Raw genomic sequence first — 23,949 nt, forward strand, 5'->3', positions numbered from 1 at the left:
CGTATTAAAAAAAATATTGAATGAGTAATAAATATCTTATCAGAAGGAAATTAATTTTTTTTAAAAACAGACATAATTTCATAACACAGTGTTAACAGTTAGCTTTTTGTAACAAAAAAGCATAATTTAGACCCCACTTTTAACTTTTACAATTATATTCTAGATACATGAGTCATATAAAACCTCTCAAATTATCTGCTTTTGCATTACTTGTTTTAGCAGGTTACAGCGCGACTTTACAAGCGCAAGTTTCAACTTCTAAAGAATTTATTACAGCGCCTTTATCAGTTGTAAAAAAAGCTCCGGTCAGCGAAAATGAATTAAAAAGATGGAGTCATCTTGATTTAATAAAAGATTCTATTCCGGGAATGAGTGTTGATAAGGCTTACGCCGAATTACTTCAGGGTAAAACAGGAAAAAAAGTTATTGTAGGAATTGTAGATTCTGGTGTTGATATTGAGCACGAAGATCTTAAAGGAATGATTTGGACTAATCCAAAAGAAATTCCAGGAAACGGAATCGACGATGATAAAAACGGATTCATTGATGATGTTCACGGATGGAACTTCCTTGGAAATGCTGTTGCCGAAAATCTTGAAATGACCCGTATCATTAAAAAGAAAGACGACGGTTCTGCAGAATACAAACAAGCTTTAGAACAATATACTAAAAAATATGAAGAAGCTTTAAAAGACAAAGAACAAGTAGATTTTTTATTGGATGTTCATGCAACAATCAAAAAAGAGCTTAATAAAACAACATATAAAGTTGAAGATTTAGCAGCAATTACTTCTACAGATCCAAAAGTAGCAAGAAGTAAAATGATCATGACTCAAATTTTCACAAACGCAGGACCAACTTTTGATCCTGAAGCTGATTTTGAAGAATACAGAGAACAAGTTTACGATCAGTTGAACTACAATTTAAATAAAGAGTTTGACGGAAGAAAAGTGGTAGGCGATAATCCTGAAGATATTAAAAACAACCATTATGGAAATAATATTGTTTTTGGTCCGGATAAAGAAAAAGCACTTCACGGAACTCACGTTGCCGGAATCATTGCACAAGTTCGCGGTAATAATCTAGGCGGCGACGGAGTAGCAAACAATGTTGAAATCTTAACAGTTAGAGCAGTTCCAGACGGAGACGAATATGATAAAGATATCGCTCTTGCAATTCGTTATGCAGTCGATAATGGTGCAAAAGTGATCAACGGAAGTTTCGGAAAAAGCTTTTCTCCGCACAAACAATGGGTTTACGATGCTATTAAATATGCAGCAAAAAAAGACGTTTTAATTGTTCACGCAGCAGGTAACGATGGTTACAATATTGACGAAACAAAAAACATTAATTATCCAAACGATTCTCAGGACAATATCAAGGAATTTGCTGATAACGTAATCACAATTGGAGCAATTAACAAACAATATGGAGAAACTGTTGTGGCAGGGTTTTCAAACTTCGGAAAAATAAATGTAGACGTTTTTGCTCCGGGTGAAGAAATCTATGCAACAGTTCCAAACAACAAATACAAATACTTGCAGGGAACTTCAATGGCATCTCCAAATGCAGCAGGTGTTGCAGCATTGATTCGTTCTTATTATCCAAAACTAAAAGCTTCTCAGGTTAAGAAAATTTTAATGGATTCTGGAGTTGCTCTTCCAGCAAAAGTGGTTCTTGGCGCAAGCGAAAATCCAAATGAAAAACCAGTTGCAGTTTCTTCTGCAGAATCATCAAAAACAGCAAAAATGGTAAATGCTTACAACGCTTTATTAATGGCTGAAAAAATGTCGAAGAAATAAACAATATATAGAATACTAATCCAATGGAAGAGCCGCAGCTCTTCCATTTTCATTATTAAATTAACATGCGAAAAATTATTTTACTTTCTTTTTTGAGCTTAGGTTTAAACGCTTCTTTTGCCCAAAGTACCCCATATTGGCAGCAACATGCCGACTATAAAATGGAGGTTTCAATGGATGTAAAAAACTATCAGTATAAAGGGAAACAAGAATTGGTTTATACCAATAATTCTCCTGATACATTAAGAAAAGTGTTTTATCATTTATTCCCAAATGCTTTTCAGCCGGGAAGTGAAATGGACGCTCGTCTTCATTTTATCAAAGATCCTGACGGAAGAATGGTAAATAAAGTTAAAACTGCCGATGGAAAAGAAGTAAAACAAAGTCGTATTGAATCTTTGAAACCTAATGAGATAGGATATTTAAAAATTTCTGATTTCAAACAAGACGGAATTTCAGCGCAGACAAGAGTTTCAGGAACTATTTTAGAAGTGATTTTGCCTAAACCAATTTTGCCAAATTCAAAAACTACTTTTACTTTAGGTTTTGATGGTCAGGTTCCGGTACAAATTCGTCGTTCAGGAAGAAATAATTCTGAAGGAGTTGAACTTTCAATGTCACAATGGTACCCAAAATTAGCCGAATTTGATTTTGAAGGATGGCACGCAGATCCATACATCGCAAGAGAATTTCACGGTGTTTGGGGTAATTTTGATGTAAAAATTACAATCGACAAAGACTATACAATTGGAGGTTCTGGATATTTACAAGACAAAAACACAATTGGTCACGGTTATGAAGATGCTGGTGTAACAGTTGTTTATCCGAAAAAAGCAAAAACATTAACATGGCATTTTATTGCGCCAAACGTTCACGATTTTACCTGGGCAGCTGATAAAGAATATACACATGATATTGTAAAAGGGCCAAACGGTGTTGATTTGCATTTCTTCTACAAAAACAATGAAAAAACAACTGCAAACTGGAAACAGTTAGAACCATTAATGGTAAAAGTAATGGATTATTACAACCATAGAGTTGGAGCATATCCATACAAACAATACTCTTTTATTCAGGGCGGTGACGGCGGAATGGAATATGCAATGTGTACTTTGATGTTAGGAAACGGAACTCTTGAAGGAATTCTTGGAACTGCAACACACGAATTAGGGCACTCTTGGTTCCAGCATATTTTAGCTTCAAACGAATCAAAACACCCTTGGATGGACGAAGGATTTACAACTTACATCGAAGACAGTGCTTTGAATGAATTAAAAGGAGATAAAAAAGAAGCAAATCCGTTTAAAGGAACTTATGCTGCTTATTACAGTTTAGTTAATTCTGGAAAAGAACAGCCACAGACAACACATGGAGATCGTTACGATGAAAATCGTCCATACAGTATTTCATCTTATGTAAAAGGATGTATCTTTTTAGCACAATTAGAATATGTAATTGGGAAAGAAAGCCTGGACGCTACTTTAAAAAGATATTTCAATGATTTTAAATTCAAACATCCAACTCCAAACGATATCAAAAGAACTGCAGAAAGAGTTTCTGGAGCAGAATTAGATTGGTATTTAATCGATTGGGCACAAACTGCTAATACAATTGATTACGGAATTAAAGACGTTGCTGATAATTCAGGAAAAACAACAATTTCTTTAGAAAGAATTGGAAGAATGCCAATGCCAATCGATTTAAAAGTAGATTATACAGACGGAACTTCTGAAAACTTCTACATTCCGTTAAGAATGATGAATTTCATTAAACCGAATCCAAATCCAAACGAAAAAAGAACAGTTTTAGAAGATTGGGCTTGGGCAATGTCAAACTACAGTTTTACAATTGACAAGAACAAAACAGCAATCAAAAAAATCACAATTGATCCAAGCGGATTAATGGCTGATGTAAAACCTGCAAATAATGTTTTTGAAGTAAAATAATTCAAAACACACTTTAAAATTAAAAGCCCTTAAAATTAAATTTAAGGGCTTTTTTGCTTTAATTCAAAACCTGTGTTAAACGGAAACAAACGGCATCAATAATATTAAAACATAAAATCTCCGAAACACTTTTACTCAATACTTGTATGAAAAATTGTATTTTTGTTATTGCGAATAAAATACAGATCATAAAGAAACTATTTAAAATTGTTTCTTACCGAAACAATGTGTTTTTTACCAAAAACTATTTTGCAAAAAGAATTTTAAATATCTTTGAATTATGAGCACACTAACAAAACCAAATCATATAGGGCGAAAAATAAGCCGTATTCGTGAACTTCGCGATATGAAGCAGGAAGCTTTGGCACAAGCTTTGGGCACAAATCAACAAGCTATTTCGATTATTGAAAACAGCGAAACAATTGATGATGAAAAACTTCAGGCAATTGCCGAAATATTAGGTGTTTCTGCTGAAGCAATTAAAAATTTCTCTGAAGAAGCGGTTTTAAATAATATTCAAAATAATTATGAAGGTTCTGTTATTAATAGCGGACCGGTAGTAAATCATAATTGTAATTTCAATCCTCTTGATAAAGTTGTTGAACTTTATGAGCGTTTGGTTCAGGCAGAAAAAGAAAAGGTTGAATATCTGGAAAAATTATTGAAAGAGAAATAAACTGAAATAAATACATAAAAAAGGACTTGAAAACTCAAGTCCTTTTTTATTTTAATCATAATTTATTTTATGGGATTCAATAGAGAAATTATCTGCCTAATTTTTGATGAGCAGCTGTAAATTGTCCTGAAGACATTGCTGCAAAAATTGATAACTCGCCTGTTAAACATAAAGCAATTGCAATTTCGGCAAGTTTACCGCTTTTTCCTGCGCCATAGCATCCTAATAATTCAAGACATTCTTTTTGGGTAGGAAATGAAGTGCCGCCGCCAACTGTGCCAACAATCATATTAGACATGGTGATGGCAAAGTAAATGTCGTTGTTTTCGATTATTTCCATTCTTGTGACGGCAACAGAAGCTTCACCTGTACAGGCAACATCCTGTCCACAGGCAATAAACAAAGCCGCAAGTCCATTAGAGGGATGCATGCCGCTTCCTACTACGCCGGCTTTTTTTGCACCCGAAACACATATTCTCCATTGTTCGTATAATAATGCCGGAGTAGTCTTTAATACTGATTTAATGATCTCTTCTTTTAACACGATTTCAGCAGTAACTTTTTTTCCGCGGACTCTTGTGTTTAAAGGGCTTATTTTTTTATCTCCCGAAAAATTACCTTCAATAGTCCAGAATACGGGCTTTATTGGGCAGTTTTCGAGTATAAACTGGCATATCCTGTCAGAACAGATCGTAACCATATTTTGACCCGATGCATCGCCAGACGTATATTCTAATCTTAAAATTGAAATATTGCCTTCTATATTTACATTTACATCGTTTAAAATGGCGTAATTACTGCTTTCTCTGGTTAAGGCTGAAAATGTTTCGGTGTGATCCATAACCCATGATGAAAACTTTCCTGCCTCAATTAAGTTTTTAAATTTAAAAGTTGGTGTTCTTTGTACACCTTCCTGAAGCGTAATAACAGTTATTGGCCCGCATTCCCTACAAGCTTTTGCGCCTCTGTTGTAAGAGGCAAGAAGTGCACCCTCAGTAGTGGCAAGCGGTATGTAAAAAGCTCCCTGCGCAACACTTCCGTTAAGTATCAATGGGCCAACAATTCCGGTGGGAATCTGGCTCATTCCAATATAATTTTCAATATTGCCTTTTAGGCTTTCGTTATTATTAAATACTTTTTCACCTGAGATGAAGTCCATGTCTAAATTAAGTGTACTTCGAATGAAATTCAAACGTAGTTTTTGACCATTTATAGAATATGGATCCTGATCTGGTATCCTTTCTGCTTTTGAAAGTTGATGATCGTAAGATTCTAATTTGTCAATAACTGACGAATCTATATAATCATATTTAGGGCTGCTGATGTTACTGGTTAAGTTTTTCATAAGTTTATTTTTTAGATTGCAGCTAAGTTATTACAAATCAATCTATTAACGGTGTAAATTCTGACTTTTTAATTTATAATTATCTAATTGTCAGATATTTATGTTAATTTTGATTAAAGCTTGAAAAAAGGCATAAAAAAATCCTGTTCTATTAAATAAAACAGGATTAAACTTTGACTCAAACCGAGTATTTTTAAATGTAAGCTATTGTTTGTTATTTACTTACGTTTGTTTTTTGTTCTTCTTTTTTGATTTCAGCTACATATTTGGTAAGCTTTTTTCCATAAAGTGACTGTGCCACTTTTGGAGTCATTGATTTTTGAATTGTATCAAGAAACTTGATATTAATATCGTAAATCTCTGCTAAAGCAATATAAGGTGATACTTCGTGATCTTTGTTGTTAATGGCGAAGTTTGTAGCGTACAAATATTTTCTTTTGATATTTGACTGTTGTTTTGCGTCAATGCTGTCAATTGCTTTTTGGTCTTGTCTTTTAATTGCTTTAAATCTTGCTTCAACCATTGATAAATTCTCATCAATAAAACGAGAATTTACTTTTTTGTATTCTTCAAATAATTCCTGATTTTTAGATCCGGTAATTTTTGCACTCGAAATGAAATTATCCAGATTAGTATCAATATTGATATTTCCTGGTTCAGCAAAAAATAAAATATTATTGTCTAAAGAATTCGTTACGCCGCGATCAAGAAATAGATAAAGCATTTCTGGAGATTCTAATTTAATATCTCTTTCAAAAGAAGCATTTCCGTCAATTTTAACACTGTCGATAGCAACAAGCGATGTATCAACAATTCTTTGAATATATAAAGTTCCGGTTTTTAAACCTTTTATATTTCCTGTAAGGTGTAAGTTGTCTGCAGCAGATTCTTTTTTGCTACACGATGCAAGCAGTGCAAGAGTAACAAAGGCAATAATTGATTTTTTCATTAGTTTATTGGATTTTGGTGCAAAATAAAGAAAATAGTTTGAATGTAAATAAGTCACCGTTAATTTTTCTAAAAAATAAAATCCCAATCTATTTCTAAATTGGGATCTCTATATTTTTTTAAAAATGAATTGGTTACATTACTAAAGTGTAAATCGCTCCATCTTCATGCGTATACGTATATTTGGCATCACAGTCATTGTTTCCATAATCAATAACACCATTTAAATATCCGCCCTGAATTTTTAATTTTCCTTTAGAAACATACTCGCAGGAATATTTTTTAACTAAGGTTTCCTGTACAGTTAAAGTCAAAGTTCCTCCTTTTTCTGTAGTTACAGTATGAGTTCCTTCAGGCATTTCATAAATATTATCTTCTAATACGTATGGAGTATCAACACCAGCAGTTTGTTTTATGGTGTGTATTCCTGAATTTGTAAAAACTCTTCCCAGTAAATCTGTAAATTTTCCGTTTGTTACCTTTCTGCTCCATTGCGGTACAGTTGCAACAGTAGTTGTGTTAGTATATTCTATAGTTCCTTCCAGTTTAAATCCGTTTATAGAATAATCGATTCTTTCTATCGTCATTTTACTTCCGGTTGTAATTACCGGACCAGAAAGCGTAATTTTTAGTTTTCCTTTTCTTGTAATTTGATTTATCGTACAGCCTGTACCATAATCAACAGTAAAAACTTTTGGATAAGGAGTTCCGTTTGGAGTTGTAACCGCAATATTGTAGCAAGCTTCGGGAGAAGCTTCAGATGGTTTTGCCGCAGGATTTGTATTTGTTACAGTCAATCCTGTTTTAATATCCATTTCATTTATAGCGTCAATTACAACAGATGCGCTGACAGCAGTTGTGTCTGCCTGATTGACAACTTCATCGCTGCTCGAACATGAAACATAAATAAATGCCGAAGCAAACATTACAGAAAGTAAAATAGCCGTTTTTTTCATATTGGTTTTTGTTTAAGATTAGATTAAAGGCTTTCAAATGTAATAAAAAAAATAATTCACAAAAAAAATCCTGAAAATTCTATTTTCAGGATTTTGGTTTTTAATTATTTGTAAATCAATTGTTTTTAAACTGTTTTGTAATATTCGCTTTTGGCTTTTCTGATTTTTTTATATTCTTCCCAATCAAATTTGTTTAGGAACTCTGCCGCTTTTTGCGCTCCGCGAATGAACAAATCAATTTTTGCGTCATCAGTAAGATTAAAATTCAGCCAGTTGTGGTTTCCGGTATCGATATATCCTATAAGGTTTTTAAAATCAGGATTTTTTCTTAAAAATTCTGAATCATAACCAAATCTCGCCGTGTCAAACATAGAGCTTATTACATTGGTTATTTTTTCGTTTGTATTGATTTCATTTTTATCATATCCCAGTTTTATACCAAAAGTAGGTGAGGCCGGAACATTCATATTTTCATGAAAAATATCGATAGGAAAATTTGAAATTATTCCACCATCCATAAACATAACTTCTGACGGAACTGAAGCGCGCAAGCAAGTTGCTTCGTTCCATTTATTCCAGGCTTCAATACCGCCGGGAATATTTTTAATTCTAAACGGAGTAAAAAATAGTGGAATCGACATGGAAGCTCTCACAAAATCGGCAGGATTTTGAACATCCGGATTAGAATAAAACAAGTCGATCATTTTAGGGAAAATAATTTTGCTTTCTGTAGTAATATCTGCGGTTATTATCGCTATTTCACTCCAATGATCTTTTCTGGTATAATCTTCTTTGTCACCAAGTTTTACTTTGTTAATTCTAAATAATTTATTGTCGTTTGAAACGCCTTTTTCACGCAGCGCTTTTAAATCGCCATAATTTTTAATTCCTTTCTGCGAAAGCAAATTTGTCATCCATTGATGAAAATTAGTACCGGGATTTAATCCTAAATCATCTTTAAAATTATCTACAACCTGACAGCCTTTCATAACTAATTTAAGATTTCCGGCATCACTCAATAAAGCGTCAATAAATTCGCGTGCATCATGATCGCCGTCGACAAAATCGTATAAATTCTTATTACACAAACATTCTAAAATCCACTCTGACTTTGTAATATCAATTGGTCCGGCAGCCGCCATAAGCATGGTATTAATACTTCCGGCTGAAGTTCCGGCTAAACTTAAAAACCGAATTCCTACTTGTTCTAAAACATAAACATATCCAACTAATGCAACGCCGAGAACGCCGCCGCCTTCCTGAACTAAATCTACATATTCATTACCGTTTGCATCTACAATATCTGAGAATTTCTTTTTCTTCTCTTTAATTTGTTCCTTTAAATCTTTTATGATCGCTAAGACTTCACCGTTTTCTGTAAATTTCGTTTTCTCCATGATTTCCAGTATTTAGGTTTATGATTTGTTTTTTACAAAATAATTTTATTTAATTGTTTGATTTTCAGGTATGTAAAAATACAAATTCGATTAGCGGCATAAAAGGGGAGAATTACCCTTTTTTAAGATTTTTGAAATTTGTATAAAGCAAAAAAATCCCGCAGAAATTAATCTGCAGGATTTTAAATATCTTGAGGAGATGTTTACAATGATTTTAAATTTTCAACAGCTTCGACTGCGTAATCCTGATATCCAAAAATGGAATAATCTACAAACATATTGCCTGTTAAATCGGGAATGTCCTGTCTGTCTCTAATTCCGTTTGGATAATCTAACTTTTCAATAAAAGAAGTAAGGTAATAACCAATTTGGTCGTCTTTTTTATTTTTTGCAATGTCTAAAATAACTCCAACAACTAATTTAGAAAGCTCAACAACAGCACCGCTAACAGGATTACTTGCTTTTGCAAGTGCTTGTATTCCTTTTGTAATCGTATCAACATTAGAATCTGTCAAGACCGATTTAATCAATGCGGCATTATCGCGGGTTTTTTTATCTAATTCTACAGCGACGATCTGCCAGCTAAAATCTTTTGGGATTTTTTCGTCTTTGTAAACAATATATCCTGTGTCTCCAAAAGTGATAATACTTTTATCTTTTACTTTGTCGATAGTCATTAAAATTCTGGATTGGATAACTCTTGATACAGAATCTTTAATGATTTCCTTTTTTCGATCTTCATCATTGGTTTCAAAAAATTCATTTAGATTCGGCAAACTATCATTTGATTGGTTTATAAAACTCATGAATTGGATTTCACCTTTTCCTATTATATCACCATTCTTGATGATTCTTAATTTGTTTAGTCTTACATAAAACATAATCTTAGAATTTATTTGCCTACTCTATTTAGGATTTTTGGCTCGCTCCGGTTATAAGTTTCTATTGTTTATAATAGAAAAGATGGTAAAGAAAACGGAGTTAAAAATATGTGATTTTTCTTAAATCACTACATATAAAATAACCTAATTTTTAAATTTTTATGATTTTGTTTTTTGTAAAAAAAACAGCCCGCAAGTTTTACCTGCGGGCTGTTTAGAATAAATTATTTTATGCTACTCTTATTTGATCATTTCAAAACTTCTTTTTACAAAAGCAGTCAACGCTTCACCTTTTAAAAGGTTTTGAGATAACTTAGCTAAGTCTAAAGCTTGTTTTACCAAATGTTCCTGATGCGTTTTATCTTCTGTATTTAAAATACTTGAAGCTAAATCAGAATTAGTGTTTACAACCAGATTGTACATTTCCGGCATATTTCCCATTCCGAACATTCCGCCGCCGCCTGTTTGGCTCATTTCTTTCATTCTACGCATAAATTCTGGCTGCGTAATAATAAATGGAGCTGCCTGACTGTCCATAGCTTCCAGCTGAACGCTGTATGCTTTAGGAATATAAGCTTCTAATGAAGTTTTTAATGCTGCTTTTTCTTCATCAGATAATTTAGAAATCGTGTTTTCGTCTTTTTTGATTAAGTTATCAATATGGTCAGAATCTACACGAACGAAAGTCAAATCGCTGTTATCGCCTTCAATTTTTTGAATTAAATGTGAGATAATTGGAGAATCTAAAAGTAATACTTCGTATCCTTTTTCTTTTGCTGCTTCAATATAAGAGTGCTGTGCATCTTTGTTTCCGGCATAAAGAATAACTAATTTACCATCTTTATCCGTTTGGTTTTCTTTTAGTTTTTCTTTTAATTCTTCTAAAGTAAAGTAAGTATCGTCAACCGTTGGGTATAAAACAAATGCACCTGCTTTTTCGTAGAATTTATCTTCAGAAAGCATTCCGTACTCTAAAACGATTTTAATATCGTTCCATTTTGCTTCAAAATCAGCACGGTTTTCATTGAATAAAGCTTTTAACTTATCGGCTACTTTACGCGTAATGTAGTTAGAGATTTTCTTAACGGCTCCATCTGCCTGTAAACCAGAACGAGAAACGTTTAACGGAATATCCGGTGAATCGATAACTCCTTTTAACATGGTCAAAAATTCAGGTACAATTCCTTCTACGTTATCTGTAACGTAAACCTGGTTTTGGTACAATTGAATTTTATCTTTCTGGATTTGCATATCTGAACCTAACTTAGGGAAATACAAAATACCAGTTAAGTTAAACGGATAATCTACGTTCAAGTGAATGTTGAACAAAGGATCTTCAAATTGCATTGGATACAATTCTCTGTAGAAGTTTTTGTAATCTTCATCAGATAATTCAGAAGGTTGTTTTGTCCAAGCCGGATTTGGGTTATTAATGATATTATCAAGTTCGATAGTTTCATTAACGTAATCTTCCGGTGCATCTTCTGGTTTTGGAAGGGTTTCTGTTCTTGTTCCAAATTTAATTGGAATAGGCATAAACTTATTATACTTATTCAATAAACCGCTGATTTTAGAATCTTCTAAAAATTCTAAAGAATCTTCGGCAATGTGCAAAATGATTTCTGTACCACGTGAAGTTTTGTCAGCCGGCTCTAAAGTAAATTCAGGGCTTCCGTCACAAGTCCAGTGTGCAGCAGGTTCATCTTTGTATGATTTTGTAATGATTTCTACTTTTTCTGCAACCATAAAGGCAGAATAAAAACCAAGACCAAAGTGACCAATAATTCCAGAATCTTTTGCAGAATCTTTGTATTTATCTAAAAATTCTTCAGCTCCGGAAAAAGCAACCTGGTTGATGTATTTTTCAACTTCATCAGCTGTCATACCTAATCCCTGGTCGATAATATGGATTTTTTTTCCTTCTTTATCTACTTTAATTTCGATAACCGGATTTCCATATTCTACTTTTGCTTCGCCAATACTAATTAAATGTTTTAACTTTAATGTAGCATCAGTTCCGTTTGAAACCAGCTCACGTAAAAAGATTTCGTGATCGCTGTATAAGAACTTTTTGATTAAGGGAAAGATGTTTTCTACTGAAACATTAATTTTACCTGTTGTCATATTTTTTTATTTTTTGAATTTAACTTGATGATTTTCATTTAGTCAAATAAAATACCAATTTTTTTTAGGTGACAAATTGTCGTAAATGTTAATTTTGAAAGAAAATAATTAGATTTTGGAACTGTTAATATTTCAATGAATCGTATATTTGTGGTACACTAATTGTTAAAGGTGTAAGTATTAACTTAAATAAATGTACAAAATGAAGAAAATAATTTTCATTTGCATGATTGCTACAGTGTTATTCGCGTGCAAATCATCTTCGTCTACAGCTTCAACAGAAGCAACAACGCTTTCGACTAAACTTGACAGACCTACTCAAGTCGCTATTAAAGGGAACTGGGTACTTACTAATGTATCTTATGCAGGTTCTGATTATATTAAAGTAACTTCATTTGATCTTGCAGATTCTAAATGTTTTATTGGCAGTACCTGGAATTTTATTTCAAATAATAACAAAGGTACAATGAATCTAAATTCTCCAAATTGTACAGCTTTTACTTCTCCAATTGTTTGGAGTATTAACAATCAGGGACTTTTTGTTCTAAAAATTGTAGATCCGGGATTGAAATCTAAAAATGTAAAATCAGGATATTTACTAAAAGTTGCAGGTTTAACAGATAACTCTTTTCAGTTAATCGACAATATCAATGTTGGCGGACAAACAAAAGATGTTACGTACCAATTTCAAAGAGCTAATTAATATTAAAAAGGATAAAAATGAAAAAGATAACAGTTTTAGGTTTAAGTAGTTTACTTGTATTAGTTAGTTTATTTACAAGCTGCGATTCAGTTAAAAACGCAAACAATACTCAAAAAGGTGCCGGAATTGGTGTAGTTGCCGGAGGTATCATTGGAGGTATTTTAGGAAATAATTTAGGAAAAGGCGGAAACGCTGCTTTAGGAGCTGCAATTGGAGCTGCTGTAGGTGGTGGAACCGGAGCCTTAATTGGTAACAAAATGGATAAACAAGCCCGTGAAATTGATCAGGCTTTACCAGGTGCGTCTGTAGAAAGAGTAGGTGAAGGGATTCACTTAACTTTAAATGAAAACGCTGTTCGTTTTGATACAAACAAATCAACTTTAACTCCTCAGGCAAAAGCAAACTTAGATAAATTAGTTCCTGTTTTTAATGAGTACGGAGATACTGATATTCAAATCTTTGGTTATACTGATAATACAGGTAAACCAGAATATAATTTGACACTTTCTGGACAAAGAGCTGCTTCTGTACAGTCTTATTTAGTTTCAAAAGGATTAAAATCAAGCCGTTTTAAAACTTCAGGTTTAGGTATTGTTGATCCTATTGCAACAAATGATACTCCGGAAGGAAGAGCTCAAAACCGTCGTGTAGAATTCTCTATTACAGCAAATGACAAAATGGTTAACGATGCTAAAGCTGAAGCTGGAAAGTAATTTCAGATAAAATAAAATATAAAAAAAGCTGTTTCATAATTGAAGCAGCTTTTTTTTGACTTTAGAAATTAAACATCGTAAATTTGACCTCTCTAATTACAACACATGCTTGATATTCAAAATATATCTTTTTCGTATACTGATAAACCAGTTATAAATAATGTTTCTTTTTCGATCAATAAAGGCGAAAATATTGCCATTATTGGCGAAAGCGGTTGTGGAAAAAGTACGCTGTTAAAGCTTATGTACGGTTTGTTCGATTTAGATGAAGGTAAAATATTTTATAACGAAAAACCTATTCTGGGGCCAAAATACAATTTGATTCCGGGAATGCCTTATATGAAATATCTGGCGCAGGATTTCGATTTGTCTCCATATGAAACTGTGGCAGAGAATGTTGGAAAGTTTCTTTCAAACGGTTTTGCAAACATGAAAAAACTTCGTGTTCAGGAATTATTGGAAATGGTAGAAATGGAACAATTTTCTAATGTTAAAGCCAAGTTTTTAAGCGGCGGGCAACAGCAGAGAGTAGCTTTAGTAAGGGTTTTAGCTTTAGAACCAGAAGTAATTTTGCTTGACGAACCTTTCAGCCAGATTGATGCTTTCCGTAAAAATGCTTTACGCCGAAACTTATTTAAATATTTAAAACAAAAAGGAATCACCTGTATTATTGCTACGCATGACAGTACAGATGCTTTATCTTTTGCAGATGAAGCGATTGTAATGCGACACGGAGAAATTATCGTGAAAGGCGATCCGGCAAAAATATACGAAGACCCGCAGACTAAATATGTAGCTTCATTATTTGGAGAAGTAAATGAGGTTGCGACACATTTATTGCTTCCTTACGAAGATGAAACTCATAAAACATTAGTGTATCCGCATCAGTTTAAAATGGTTTCAGAATCTAAACTTCCGGTAAAAATTAGAAGAACTTATTTTAGGGGAGGACATTATTTAGTTGAAACCGTATATAAAAGACAATTAATATTTTTTGAAAGTGAAATTGATTTACCGCTTGAACAGGAAATATTTCTTGGACTGAATTATCTTTAATGAGATAATTTGCCAATTAGATAATTCGATAATTTTTGATCTTTAAAAAAGTAAACCCGACAAGTTTTTGAAACTGTCGGGTTTACTTTTTATAGTCGTTTAAGAAATAAATTAGTTTTTCAAATACTTCTCTAAAAACTGATCTTGTTCCCAAAGTAAGTGCAGGATATTTTCTTTGGCTACATAGCCATGTGCTTCTTTCGGTAAAATTACCATTCTTGCAGGCGCTCCCAAACCTTTTAAAGCCTGAAAATAACGTTCTGTCTGCAAAGTGAAAGTCCCCGGATTATTATCGGCTTCGCCATGAACCAATAAAATTGGAGTTTTCATTTTTTCGGCATTCATAAATGGCGACATAGCATTGTAAACTTCTGGTACTTCCCAGTAATTACGTTGTTCAGATTGAAATCCGAAAGGAGTCAATGTTCTGTTATAAGCACCGCTTCGCGCAATTCCACAGGCAAAAAGATTAGAATGTGTCAATAAATTTGCAGTCATAAACGCACCGTAGGAATGTCCGCCAATAGCTACTTTTTTACGGTTAATATATCCCAGAGCATCTACTGCATTAATTGCAGCTTCGGCATTGTCTACTAATTGAGAGATAAAATTGTCGTTTGGTTCTGTAGTTCCTTCGCCAATAATTGGGAAAGCAGCATCATCTAAAACAACATATCCTTTTGTAACCCAATACACAAACGATCCATAATACGGAAACGTAAATTCATTTGAATTTTGAGTGGACTGGCCAGCGCTGTTTCTGTCTTTATATTCTGCCGGATAAGCCCAGATTAATAAAGGCAGTTTTTCTTTTTTAGCTTTATCATACCCCGCAGGAAGGTATAAAGTTCCCGAAAGTTCCAGCCCATCTTTGCGTTTGTATTTAATTACCTCTTTGCTGACATTTTTAATGCTTTCAAATGGGTTTTTGAAATCAGTTATCGCAGTTAGACTATTTGGTTTTTTAATGTTTCTGAAAAAGTAATTTGGATATTCTGTTTTGGATTGAATCTGAACCAGAACTTTACCTGATTTAAAATCTTCAATTTCTAAAATTTCTTCTTTTTTATCTTTGTATGGAGAAGTATAAACACGTTTTGATTTTAATGTTTTAAAATTAAATTCATCAATAAAAGGAAACTGGCCATCTTTAGTATAACCATCTCCAATTCGGTATAAATTATCTTTTTCAAGAGCTAAAACATATTTGTTGTATTCATTCTTTCTGGTTTCGAAAACGCCGGGATCAGAGTAAACATCTTGTGAATTTCTGTCGGTTATTAGTTTTGGCTGTTGATTTGCATCTGAAGGATTTATCAAATACGTTTTCTCATTTCGGGTATCGTACCATTCATCAGAAACAACGGCAACATTGTCATTTCCCCAAGTAATGGTATTAAAACGCTGAGGTGTTTTGACTAATGATGCAGCTTCTTTATCAAAAGGTGCATCCCAAAGAAAAACTTCGTCTCTAAAATCTACTTTGTTTGCAGGATCTCCTTCATCTAAAGCCGTTACGTATGATAATGTTGCAGGTTTATCATTTCTCCAGGCCATTTCTCTTTTTCCTTTTCGAACAGCCATAAAACCTTTTGGCATAATTTCATTCAGCGGGACTTCGTTAACCGTTTTAATTTCTTTTCCTCTAATGTCATAAACAATCGTTTTAGAAGGAAACCTGTTTAAAGGCACCACATACGAAAATGGTTTTTGAATTGTAGTCAGCATAATATAATTGCCGTCTGGCGAAATTTTCTCGCCTGCAAACATCGCTGCTTCTTTAAATAAAACAGCATCACCATCTAATTTGACTTTGTATAATTCAGATGTAACGCTGGTTTCGAAATTAGCTTCGTCATTTTTGTTTTTCAACATATCAGGATAGGTTCTGTTTTGAGATTTTTCTCCAGATGTATTAGAAATAATAGGGCCGGTTGGTAAATCTTTTTTAGAATCTAAAAGCGGCAGTCTGTTTTTTGGAAGCATTTTTACCAAAATTGTTTCGTTGTCTGAAAACCAGTTAAACGGATTTCCCAGATTGGCATTTACAGTTGCTTCTGTAAGTTTTGTGGCCTGCGCCGATGCTACATCTAAAACCCAAAGTTCAACACCAGTATTTGTAGTGTGAGAAAACAGGATTTTTTTATCGTTTGGCGACCAAAGAATATTGGCAATTTTTGGATTTTGCGGCAAACCAGAAACCTGAATTTCGTCTTTACCATTTATTTTTCTAAGTTTTAAATTCGTAACATACGTTACTGTACTTGATATATTAGTAACGGGATTAATTCGTATTCCGGCTAAACGAATTTCGTCCTGATTTAAATCGTCGAGCGTTTTGTATGTGTTTCGGTACAATAAAAGCATATTTTCTTTTTTTGTATCCATTGAAACGGTTGGAGCTCTTTGGTAATCGACCAGATCTAAAATAGATTTAGAAGGCTTTTGATAAGTTAAATTCTCCTGAGCAAAAGAGAAAAAACCGATATTTAAAAATAGGAACAACGTAACCTTTAATTTCATGAGTTGAATTTTTTGGGTTTAAAAAAAATGGTATTCAAAATGTTTGTCTAAGATACTTTAGTCTTGTTACATTTTAAATCTTATTTTTCATTCTTTTCAATGAATTCCTCAATAAACTGGTTTTTCAAAAACTAATTGTTTTTAAACAGTCTGATAATTAAAGTATATTAAATTGCTAATACCGAAAAAAATAGTATTTTGTACTCTTATGTTTTAAAGTATACGTAAATTTGCATTCTAAATTTTTAACAAATAACAATATTATATGTATCATTCAAAAATAGCAGGCTTAGGATATTATGTTCCTTCAAATGTTGTGACAAACGATGATTTGTCTAAGATAATGGATACCAATGACGAATGGATTCAGGAACGAACAGGGATTCAGGAGAGAAGACATATCATTCGTGGAGAAGATACTACGACTTCAATGGGTGTAAAAGCTGCTAAAATTGCTATAGAACGTTCTGGCGTTGCCAAAGAAGATATTGATTTTGTAGTTTTTGCTACATTAAGCCCGGATTACTATTTTCCAGGACCTGGAGTTTTAGTACAACGTGATTTAGGATTAAGAACTGTTGGGGCTTTAGATGTTAGAAACCAATGTTCTGGTTTTGTTTACGCAATTTCTGTTGCTGATCAATATATTAAAACCGGAATGTATAAAAATATTTTGGTTATTGGTTCTGAGGTTCATTCAACCGGATTAGACATGACAACTCGCGGACGCGGGGTTTCGGTTATTTTTGGAGATGGAGCAGGAGCGGCAGTTTTAAGCCGTGAAGAAGATTTGACAAAAGGGATTTTATCTACGCATTTACATTCAGAAGGACAGCATGCCGAAGAATTGGCTCTACAGGCACCTGGAATGGGAGCGCGCTGGGTAACGGATATTTTAGCAGATAATGATCCAAATGACGAAAGTTATTATCCGTATATGAACGGTCAGTTTGTATTTAAAAATGCAGTGGTTCGTTTTGCCGAAGTTATCAACGAAGGTTTAGAAGCAAACGGACTTCAGGTTTCAGATATTGATATGCTGATTCCGCATCAGGCTAATTTGAGAATTTCTCAGTTCATTCAGAACAAATTCAAATTGAGCGATGATCAGGTTCATAATAATATCCAGAAATACGGCAACACAACTGCAGCATCTATTCCAATTGCTTTAACTGAAGCTTGGGAACAAGGTAAAATAAAATCTGGTGATACTGTTGTTTTAGCCGCTTTTGGTAGTGGATTCACTTGGGCAAGTGCAATCATCAAATGGTAAATTAATTCATCTTACATTATATTTAAAACCTGCTTCGTTTTGGAGCGGGTTTTTTTATACTTTAGTATTGTCATTGCGAGGAACGAAGCAATCTTAGGGCTAATATTACGTTACTAACTAAAAATGAGATTGCTTCGTTCCTCGCAATGACAAACGATGAGAAAATAGATTATAATTACAATGAAAAAAAATCAATTAGAAATAGCATGCTTTAATTACGAATCAGCCATAATAGCTCAGGAAAATGGTGCAGATCGAATTGAGTTATGCGAAAACATGAAACTTGGCGGAACAACTCCAAATTCTATTTTAGTAGTGAAAGTCCGCGAAAGCTTAAATATTAAAATGCATGTTATTATTAGACCTCGCGGCGGCGATTTTGTTTATTCTGATGAAGAGCTTGTAGAAATGAAACAAGATATTAAACAGTATAAAAAATTGGGTGTTGATGGTTTTGTTTTTGGAATTTTAAAAGACAGCGGAAATATTAATAAAAGACAGAATAGGGAATTAGTGCATTTGGCACATCCGCTTCCTTGTACTTTTCATCGTGCTTTTGATGTGGTCAAAGATGTAGAAAAATCTCTTGAAGATATTATCGATTGTGGGTTTAAAACGATTTTAACTTCGGGACAAGCGATAAATGTAGAGGAAGGAATTTTGGCCTTGGAACGAGTACAAGACCTTGCTAAAAACAGAATCGAAATAATGCCGGGCGGCGGTTTACGATCTTCAAATATTAAATTATTACAGGAAAGATTAGATTTGACTTTTTATCATTCATCTGCAATTACAAACAATTCAGAAACTGCAAATCCCGAAGAAATAAAAGAATTGAAAAATTTTCTATAGTATTTACAAAAAATAAAAAAGCCTGAAGCTGGCAAACTTCAGGCTTTTTTCTACAAGAAAATTATTTAAAAATATTAAAATTGATTCTAATAAAAGCAGTGATTAGAACATTCCGCCACCGCCTTGATTAGTGTTTTCTTCTCTTTGTTTACGCTCTAATTTTTTGATTTTTGCTCCACCAAAGTTGTAAGTTAAACCTAAATAAACCGTTTGGCTTTCCCAGGTAAACTGACCAGTTTGAGGATAAGGATAAACACCGTCAAATGAATATTTCATTGTATTGAAAACATCATTAAAACGTACGCTGATATTCATCTTATTGTCTAACAATGTATAGCGTGAACCAATATCCATTTTGTACATTTCATTTCTATGTTGTTGAATTTCTTCAACTCCGCCTCTGTAAAACCCGAATAATAAAAAGCTTAAACGTTTTGTAGGTTTAAAGTTTGAGTTCATACGAGCATTAAATGCAGAAGTTGTTACGCTGCGTTCTAAAGGTGAACTTAATTTTGTTGCAGGATCATACTGGAAGACAACACCTTGTTGATTTATACTAGAAAAGTCAACAGAAGGCTGAATATCCCACCATTTAGTAATTTTATAGTTAGCAGAAATGTCAAAACCATAAGCGCTATTGTGATCGTAATTAGCAAAACTTAAGATTTGTTTGTAACCAGAAGCATCATTAGGATCTGGGCTTAAAGTTCTGCTTATTTGATCGTTAATACTTCTTACAAAAACTCCCGCAGTAATGCTTCCTTTTTCAAGAGTTTTAGTATAATTTACTTCAACAGAATTTGTAAACTGAGGTCTTAATTCTTGATTTCCGTATGAAGTTACTAATGGAGTAGAAAACTCACGAATAGGTTTTGTCTGCTCTAAACTTGGTCTGTCAACACGACGGCTGTAGCTTAATTGCAACACGTTTTTCTCATTTAAGTTATAAGTTAAATAAGCTGATGGATATAATGTAATATAGTCATCATCAAATTTTGTCTCACCATGATTTAAATTAGCAGCAACTTTATAACTCTCAAAACGAGTTCCTAGCTGATAACTGAATTTTTTGAATTTCTGACCAAAAGTTACGTATGCAGAATAAATATCTGTATCATAAGTATAAATAGAATTACTAAATGCAGCATTGGTTGTGTTGTAAATATTGTCAGTTCTTGTAATTCTTGCCTCAGCACCTGCTTCAAGAGTCGTTTTATCATTTAGCGGATTTACGTAATCAACGTTTACAGTACCTAATTTTCTTTTATCATTAATATAATCAGAATATAAAAGAGAGTTGGCAGTATTATCCGGCTTAGTTGTTTTAGTGTCAAAACTTGCGTCCTGAGTTTCTCTGGTATTACTAAAGTTCCCTTCAAAATCTAAAGTATGACCTTCTTTTTTAAAGATATGTTTGTACGCTAAATTATAAGTTCCGGTTTCGTTTGGACCTTCGTATCTCGCTTTTTGGTAAATATTTTTAATATCCGGATCTCCGTTATTGTAATCAATATCTGTATTTACTAATCCAGTTCCTTTTGATTTATTTTGATTGGTATAAAATGATAAAGTATTGTGGTCATTGATTAAATAATCCATTCCAACTTTATACAAATAATTATCATTGTCATTAGAAATATCTAATTTTTGAACCACATCCTGATCTAATCTTTTGATATGTCCATCGTTAAAATAAGTTCCAAAATTATTACCTGCATTTCCAAAGAAATTTACTTTTCCGGTTTTATAGTTTAAATCTAAAGACTGGTTATATTTTGCCGTTTCACCAAAAGTAATACCACCGCTGTAACTTCCGTTAAAACCAGTATTAGCATTTTTGTGTAAAATAATATTAATAATCCCAGACATTCCTTCCGGATTGTATTTTGCACTAGGATTTGTAATCAACTCAATTTTTTTGATAGAAGTTGAAGGAATTTGTTTCAATAACTGAGCAGGATCAATGTTAGAAGGTCTTCCGTCAATTAATACACGAACATTGTCATTTCCGCGAAGCGAAAGTTTTCCGTCCTGATCCACATTTACAGAAGGAATATTGCTCATAATATCTGATGCAGAAGCTCCGGCAGTCGTCAAATCTTTCCCGACAGTAATTACTTTTCGGTCAATTTTTTGTTCCATTGTCGAACGTTCAGCAACAATATTAACACCTTTAAGCTGAGTTGCTTCTTCTTCAAGAGAAACATTTACAGTTGCAGATTTTTTGTTATCAGCTAAAATTACGGAACCAATATATTTTCTAAATCCAATATATTGAATTTCGATAGTATAACTTTTTAGCGCTACGTTTTTAAAAGTAAAATCTCCGTTATCATCTGTATTAACGCCTGATACTACTTTTCCGTTTTCTTTAAGAGAAACCGTTGCGTAAGAAATTGGTGCATTGTTTGACTTTTCGGTAATTTTCCCCGTGACCGTTCCGGTATTTTGGGCTTGTGCTGTTGCAATTACCCCCAGTAATGCAAGCAGAAAGAATTTTAATTTCATAATGAGATAATGATTATTTGATTTGATTGATGATGAGGTTGTTTTTTTGTTTTTGTTTTGATTTTCTTTGCTTCAAATAAAATTTAAAGTCTCTATTAAGACTATTTTGTTGTCGATATGTTACATAAAAAGTAAAAAAACTTTTTATTTTTTTGGGAAGTTCTGTTTTGTAGCAGGTTAGCGTTTTGATTTTTTGATAATTTTAACATTCAAAACAAAACCTTTTTTAAGAAATTCTAACAGGATTATGTTATTTAATATGTTTTTCATTTTCTCTAATTGATGAATAAGCAGTATCTTTGCTCACTTTAAAATAAGTTTACATGTCATTATCACAAATTCTTACACCTTCTATACAAAAAGCAATACAAGCATTATTTGACGTTTCTGTTGATAAAATCGAGTTTCAAACTACCAGAAAAGAGTTTGAAGGCGATATTACAATGGTGATTTTTCCTTTGTTAAAAGTGATCAAAAGCAATCCTGCCGAATTAGGAAATAAAATTGGAAACTACTTAGTTGAAAATGTTTCTGAAGTGGCACGTTTCAATGTAGTTTCGGGGTTTTTGAATATTGTAATTTCAGATAGCTATTATCTGAATTTTTTCAATGAAATAAAAAACAATCAAAAGTTTGGATATGTAACACCAGATCCTGCCGATAAAGCAATTATGGTTGAATATTCTTCACCAAACACCAATAAACCTTTGCACTTAGGACACGTTCGTAACAATTTGTTAGGCTATTCTGTTGCAGAAATTATTAAAGCATCGGGTAAAAAAGTGTATAAAACACAAATCATAAACGATCGTGGAATTCATATTTGCAAATCGATGCTGGCTTGGGAGAAATTCGGAAACGGAGAAACTCCGGAAAGTTCAGATTTAAAAGGTGATAAATTAGTAGGTAAATATTATGTTGAGTTTGATAAAGCTTACAAAGCAGAAATCAACCAATTAATAGAAACCGGTAAAACCGAAGAAGAAGCAAAAAAACAAGCGCCAATTATTATTGAAGCGCAGGAAATGCTTAAGAAATGGGAAGCTGGAGATGAAGCAGTTATTGCGCTTTGGAAAAAAATGAACCAATGGGTTTATGATGGTTTTGCAACTACTTATACGAATCTTGGGGTTAATTTTGATAAATATTACTACGAAAGTAATACCTATTTATTAGGAAAAGATGTTGTACAAGTTGGTCTAGATAAAGGTGTTTTCGAAAAAGATCCGGATGGTTCTGTTTGGATTGATTTGACAGATGAAGGTCTTGATCGTAAAATTGTATTGCGTTCTGACGGAACTGCGGTTTATATGACACAGGATATTGGGACGGCAATTCAGCGTGTAAAAGATATGCCAGATGTTGGCGGAATGGTTTACACTGTTGGTAACGAACAAGATTATCACTTTAAAGTTTTATTCTTAATCTTGAAAAAACTTGGTTTTGACTGGGCTTCAAGTCTATATCATTTATCATATGGAATGGTTGATTTACCATCTGGGAAAATGAAAAGTCGTGAAGGTACTGTTGTTGATGCTGATGATTTAATGCAGGATATGACAGATACAGCTAAACAGATTTCTGAAGATCTAGGAAAATTAGACAGTTATTCTGCCGATGAAAAAGCAAAATTGTATAAAACAATTGGTCTTGGTGCTTTGAAATATTACATTTTAAAAGTAGATCCTAAAAAACGTATTCTGTTTAATCCGGAAGAATCTGTTGATTTTGCAGGAAATACAGGTCCGTTTATTCAATATACTTACGCCAGAATTCAATCAATCATCCGTAAAGCCGATTTTGATTTTTCTGAAGAAACCAACATCGAAGAACTTCACGAAAAAGAAAAAGAATTGGTAAAACAAATCGAACTTTTCCCGGAAGTAATTCAAAATGCAGCACAAAATCATAGTCCGGCATTAATTGCAAACTATACTTATGATTTAGTAAAAGAATATAATTCGTTTTATCAATCTGTTCACATTTTAGGTGAAGTTGATTTGACAAAAAAGATTTTCAGAGTACAGCTTTCGCAGAAAGTTGCCGAAGTTATAAAATCTGCTTTTACGTTATTAGGAATTGAAGTTCCGGAAAGAATGTAAAAACTTTTTACAAGAATTTAAAAAGCCGATAGTTTAAAACTATCGGCTTTTTGTTTTAGAATTGTTCACTAAAAGAATGAAAAATAATAAGATAAGACATATTTTAAGTTAAATATCGCTTTCGTATATGAATTAAAGATAATT

The 23,949-nt window shown here is 33.0% G+C and carries 17 protein-coding genes; 9 read left to right on the plus strand and 8 right to left on the minus strand.

What is annotated here, in order from left to right; genetic code table 11:
• Positions 1–167: 167 nt before the first annotated feature.
• The 3 genes from APR43_RS10540 (at position 168) to APR43_RS10550 (ending at position 4,424) form a co-directional block, all read left to right on the plus strand.
• Positions 168–1,802 carry a S8 family peptidase gene (locus APR43_RS10540; RefSeq protein WP_053472850.1) on the plus strand — a complete coding sequence of 545 codons (1,635 nt, stop codon included), beginning with the start codon at positions 168–170 and terminating at the stop codon, positions 1,800–1,802.
• 65 nt (positions 1,803–1,867) lie between these two features.
• Positions 1,868–3,748, plus strand: a complete 1,881-nt coding sequence (locus APR43_RS10545) for a M1 family metallopeptidase (RefSeq protein ID WP_053472849.1) — start codon at positions 1,868–1,870, stop codon at positions 3,746–3,748.
• A gap of 280 nt (positions 3,749–4,028) precedes the next feature.
• Positions 4,029–4,424, plus strand: a complete 396-nt coding sequence (locus APR43_RS10550) for a helix-turn-helix domain-containing protein (RefSeq protein WP_088636408.1) — start codon at positions 4,029–4,031, stop codon at positions 4,422–4,424.
• A gap of 88 nt (positions 4,425–4,512) precedes the next feature.
• Here APR43_RS10550 and APR43_RS10555 read toward each other — a convergent pair whose 3' ends face one another.
• The 6 genes from APR43_RS10555 to htpG all read right to left on the minus strand — a co-directional run bounded on the left by APR43_RS10555 (position 4,513) and on the right by htpG (position 12,075).
• Positions 4,513–5,769 carry a hydroxymethylglutaryl-CoA reductase gene (locus APR43_RS10555; RefSeq protein ID WP_082356437.1) on the minus strand — a complete coding sequence of 419 codons (1,257 nt, stop codon included), beginning with the start codon at positions 5,767–5,769 and terminating at the stop codon, positions 4,513–4,515.
• 214 nt (positions 5,770–5,983) lie between these two features.
• Complete coding sequence (locus APR43_RS10560; RefSeq protein ID WP_053472454.1) at positions 5,984–6,718, minus strand: DUF4369 domain-containing protein; 735 nt, start codon at positions 6,716–6,718, stop codon at positions 5,984–5,986.
• 133 nt (positions 6,719–6,851) lie between these two features.
• A complete protein-coding gene (locus tag APR43_RS10565) occupies positions 6,852–7,673 on the minus strand; it encodes a hypothetical protein (protein ID WP_053472445.1) in 822 nt (273 codons plus the stop codon).
• Between the two features lie 125 nt (positions 7,674–7,798).
• A complete protein-coding gene (locus tag APR43_RS10570; RefSeq protein WP_053472444.1) occupies positions 7,799–9,070 on the minus strand; it encodes a patatin-like phospholipase family protein in 1,272 nt (423 codons plus the stop codon).
• Positions 9,071–9,273: 203 nt separating this feature from the next.
• Entirely contained in the window at positions 9,274–9,951 is a 678-nt protein-coding gene (locus APR43_RS10575) for a hypothetical protein (protein WP_053472443.1), read from the minus strand.
• 240 nt (positions 9,952–10,191) lie between these two features.
• Positions 10,192–12,075 (minus strand): molecular chaperone HtpG, encoded by a 1,884-nt coding sequence (gene htpG, locus APR43_RS10580; RefSeq protein ID WP_053472442.1) that lies wholly within the window; start codon positions 12,073–12,075, stop codon positions 10,192–10,194.
• Positions 12,076–12,277: 202 nt separating this feature from the next.
• Here htpG and APR43_RS10585 point away from each other — a divergent pair, with 202 nt between their 5' ends.
• The 3 genes from APR43_RS10585 (at position 12,278) to APR43_RS10595 (ending at position 14,547) form a co-directional block, all read left to right on the plus strand.
• A complete protein-coding gene (locus APR43_RS10585; protein ID WP_053472453.1) occupies positions 12,278–12,778 on the plus strand; it encodes a lipocalin family protein in 501 nt (166 codons plus the stop codon).
• A gap of 17 nt (positions 12,779–12,795) precedes the next feature.
• Positions 12,796–13,491 carry an OmpA family protein gene (locus APR43_RS10590; protein ID WP_053472441.1) on the plus strand — a complete coding sequence of 232 codons (696 nt, stop codon included), beginning with the start codon at positions 12,796–12,798 and terminating at the stop codon, positions 13,489–13,491.
• 105 nt (positions 13,492–13,596) lie between these two features.
• On the plus strand, positions 13,597–14,547 hold the full coding sequence (locus tag APR43_RS10595; RefSeq protein WP_053472440.1) for an ABC transporter ATP-binding protein: 951 nt from the start codon (positions 13,597–13,599) through the stop codon (positions 14,545–14,547).
• A gap of 111 nt (positions 14,548–14,658) precedes the next feature.
• On the opposite strand, the gene APR43_RS10600 is transcribed toward APR43_RS10595, so the two are convergent.
• A complete protein-coding gene (locus APR43_RS10600) occupies positions 14,659–17,070 on the minus strand; it encodes an alpha/beta hydrolase family protein (RefSeq protein WP_053472439.1) in 2,412 nt (803 codons plus the stop codon).
• 265 nt (positions 17,071–17,335) lie between these two features.
• Here APR43_RS10600 and APR43_RS10605 point away from each other — a divergent pair, with 265 nt between their 5' ends.
• Both APR43_RS10605 and APR43_RS10610 read left to right on the plus strand, forming a co-directional pair.
• Positions 17,336–18,343, plus strand: a complete 1,008-nt coding sequence (locus tag APR43_RS10605) for a 3-oxoacyl-ACP synthase III family protein (protein WP_035650216.1) — start codon at positions 17,336–17,338, stop codon at positions 18,341–18,343.
• Positions 18,344–18,523: 180 nt separating this feature from the next.
• Positions 18,524–19,195 carry a copper homeostasis protein CutC gene (locus tag APR43_RS10610; protein ID WP_053472438.1) on the plus strand — a complete coding sequence of 224 codons (672 nt, stop codon included), beginning with the start codon at positions 18,524–18,526 and terminating at the stop codon, positions 19,193–19,195.
• A 102-nt stretch (positions 19,196–19,297) separates the two neighbouring features.
• Here APR43_RS10610 and APR43_RS10615 read toward each other — a convergent pair whose 3' ends face one another.
• Complete coding sequence (locus tag APR43_RS10615; protein ID WP_053472437.1) at positions 19,298–21,703, minus strand: TonB-dependent receptor domain-containing protein; 2,406 nt, start codon at positions 21,701–21,703, stop codon at positions 19,298–19,300.
• A gap of 323 nt (positions 21,704–22,026) precedes the next feature.
• Here APR43_RS10615 and argS point away from each other — a divergent pair, with 323 nt between their 5' ends.
• Entirely contained in the window at positions 22,027–23,805 is a 1,779-nt protein-coding gene (gene argS / locus APR43_RS10620; RefSeq protein ID WP_053472436.1) for an arginine--tRNA ligase, read from the plus strand.
• Positions 23,806–23,949: the final 144 nt, after the last annotated feature.

It is taken from the genome of Flavobacterium sp. NLM (genome assembly GCF_002210235.1).
Classification (GTDB): domain Bacteria; phylum Bacteroidota; class Bacteroidia; order Flavobacteriales; family Flavobacteriaceae; genus Flavobacterium; species Flavobacterium panici.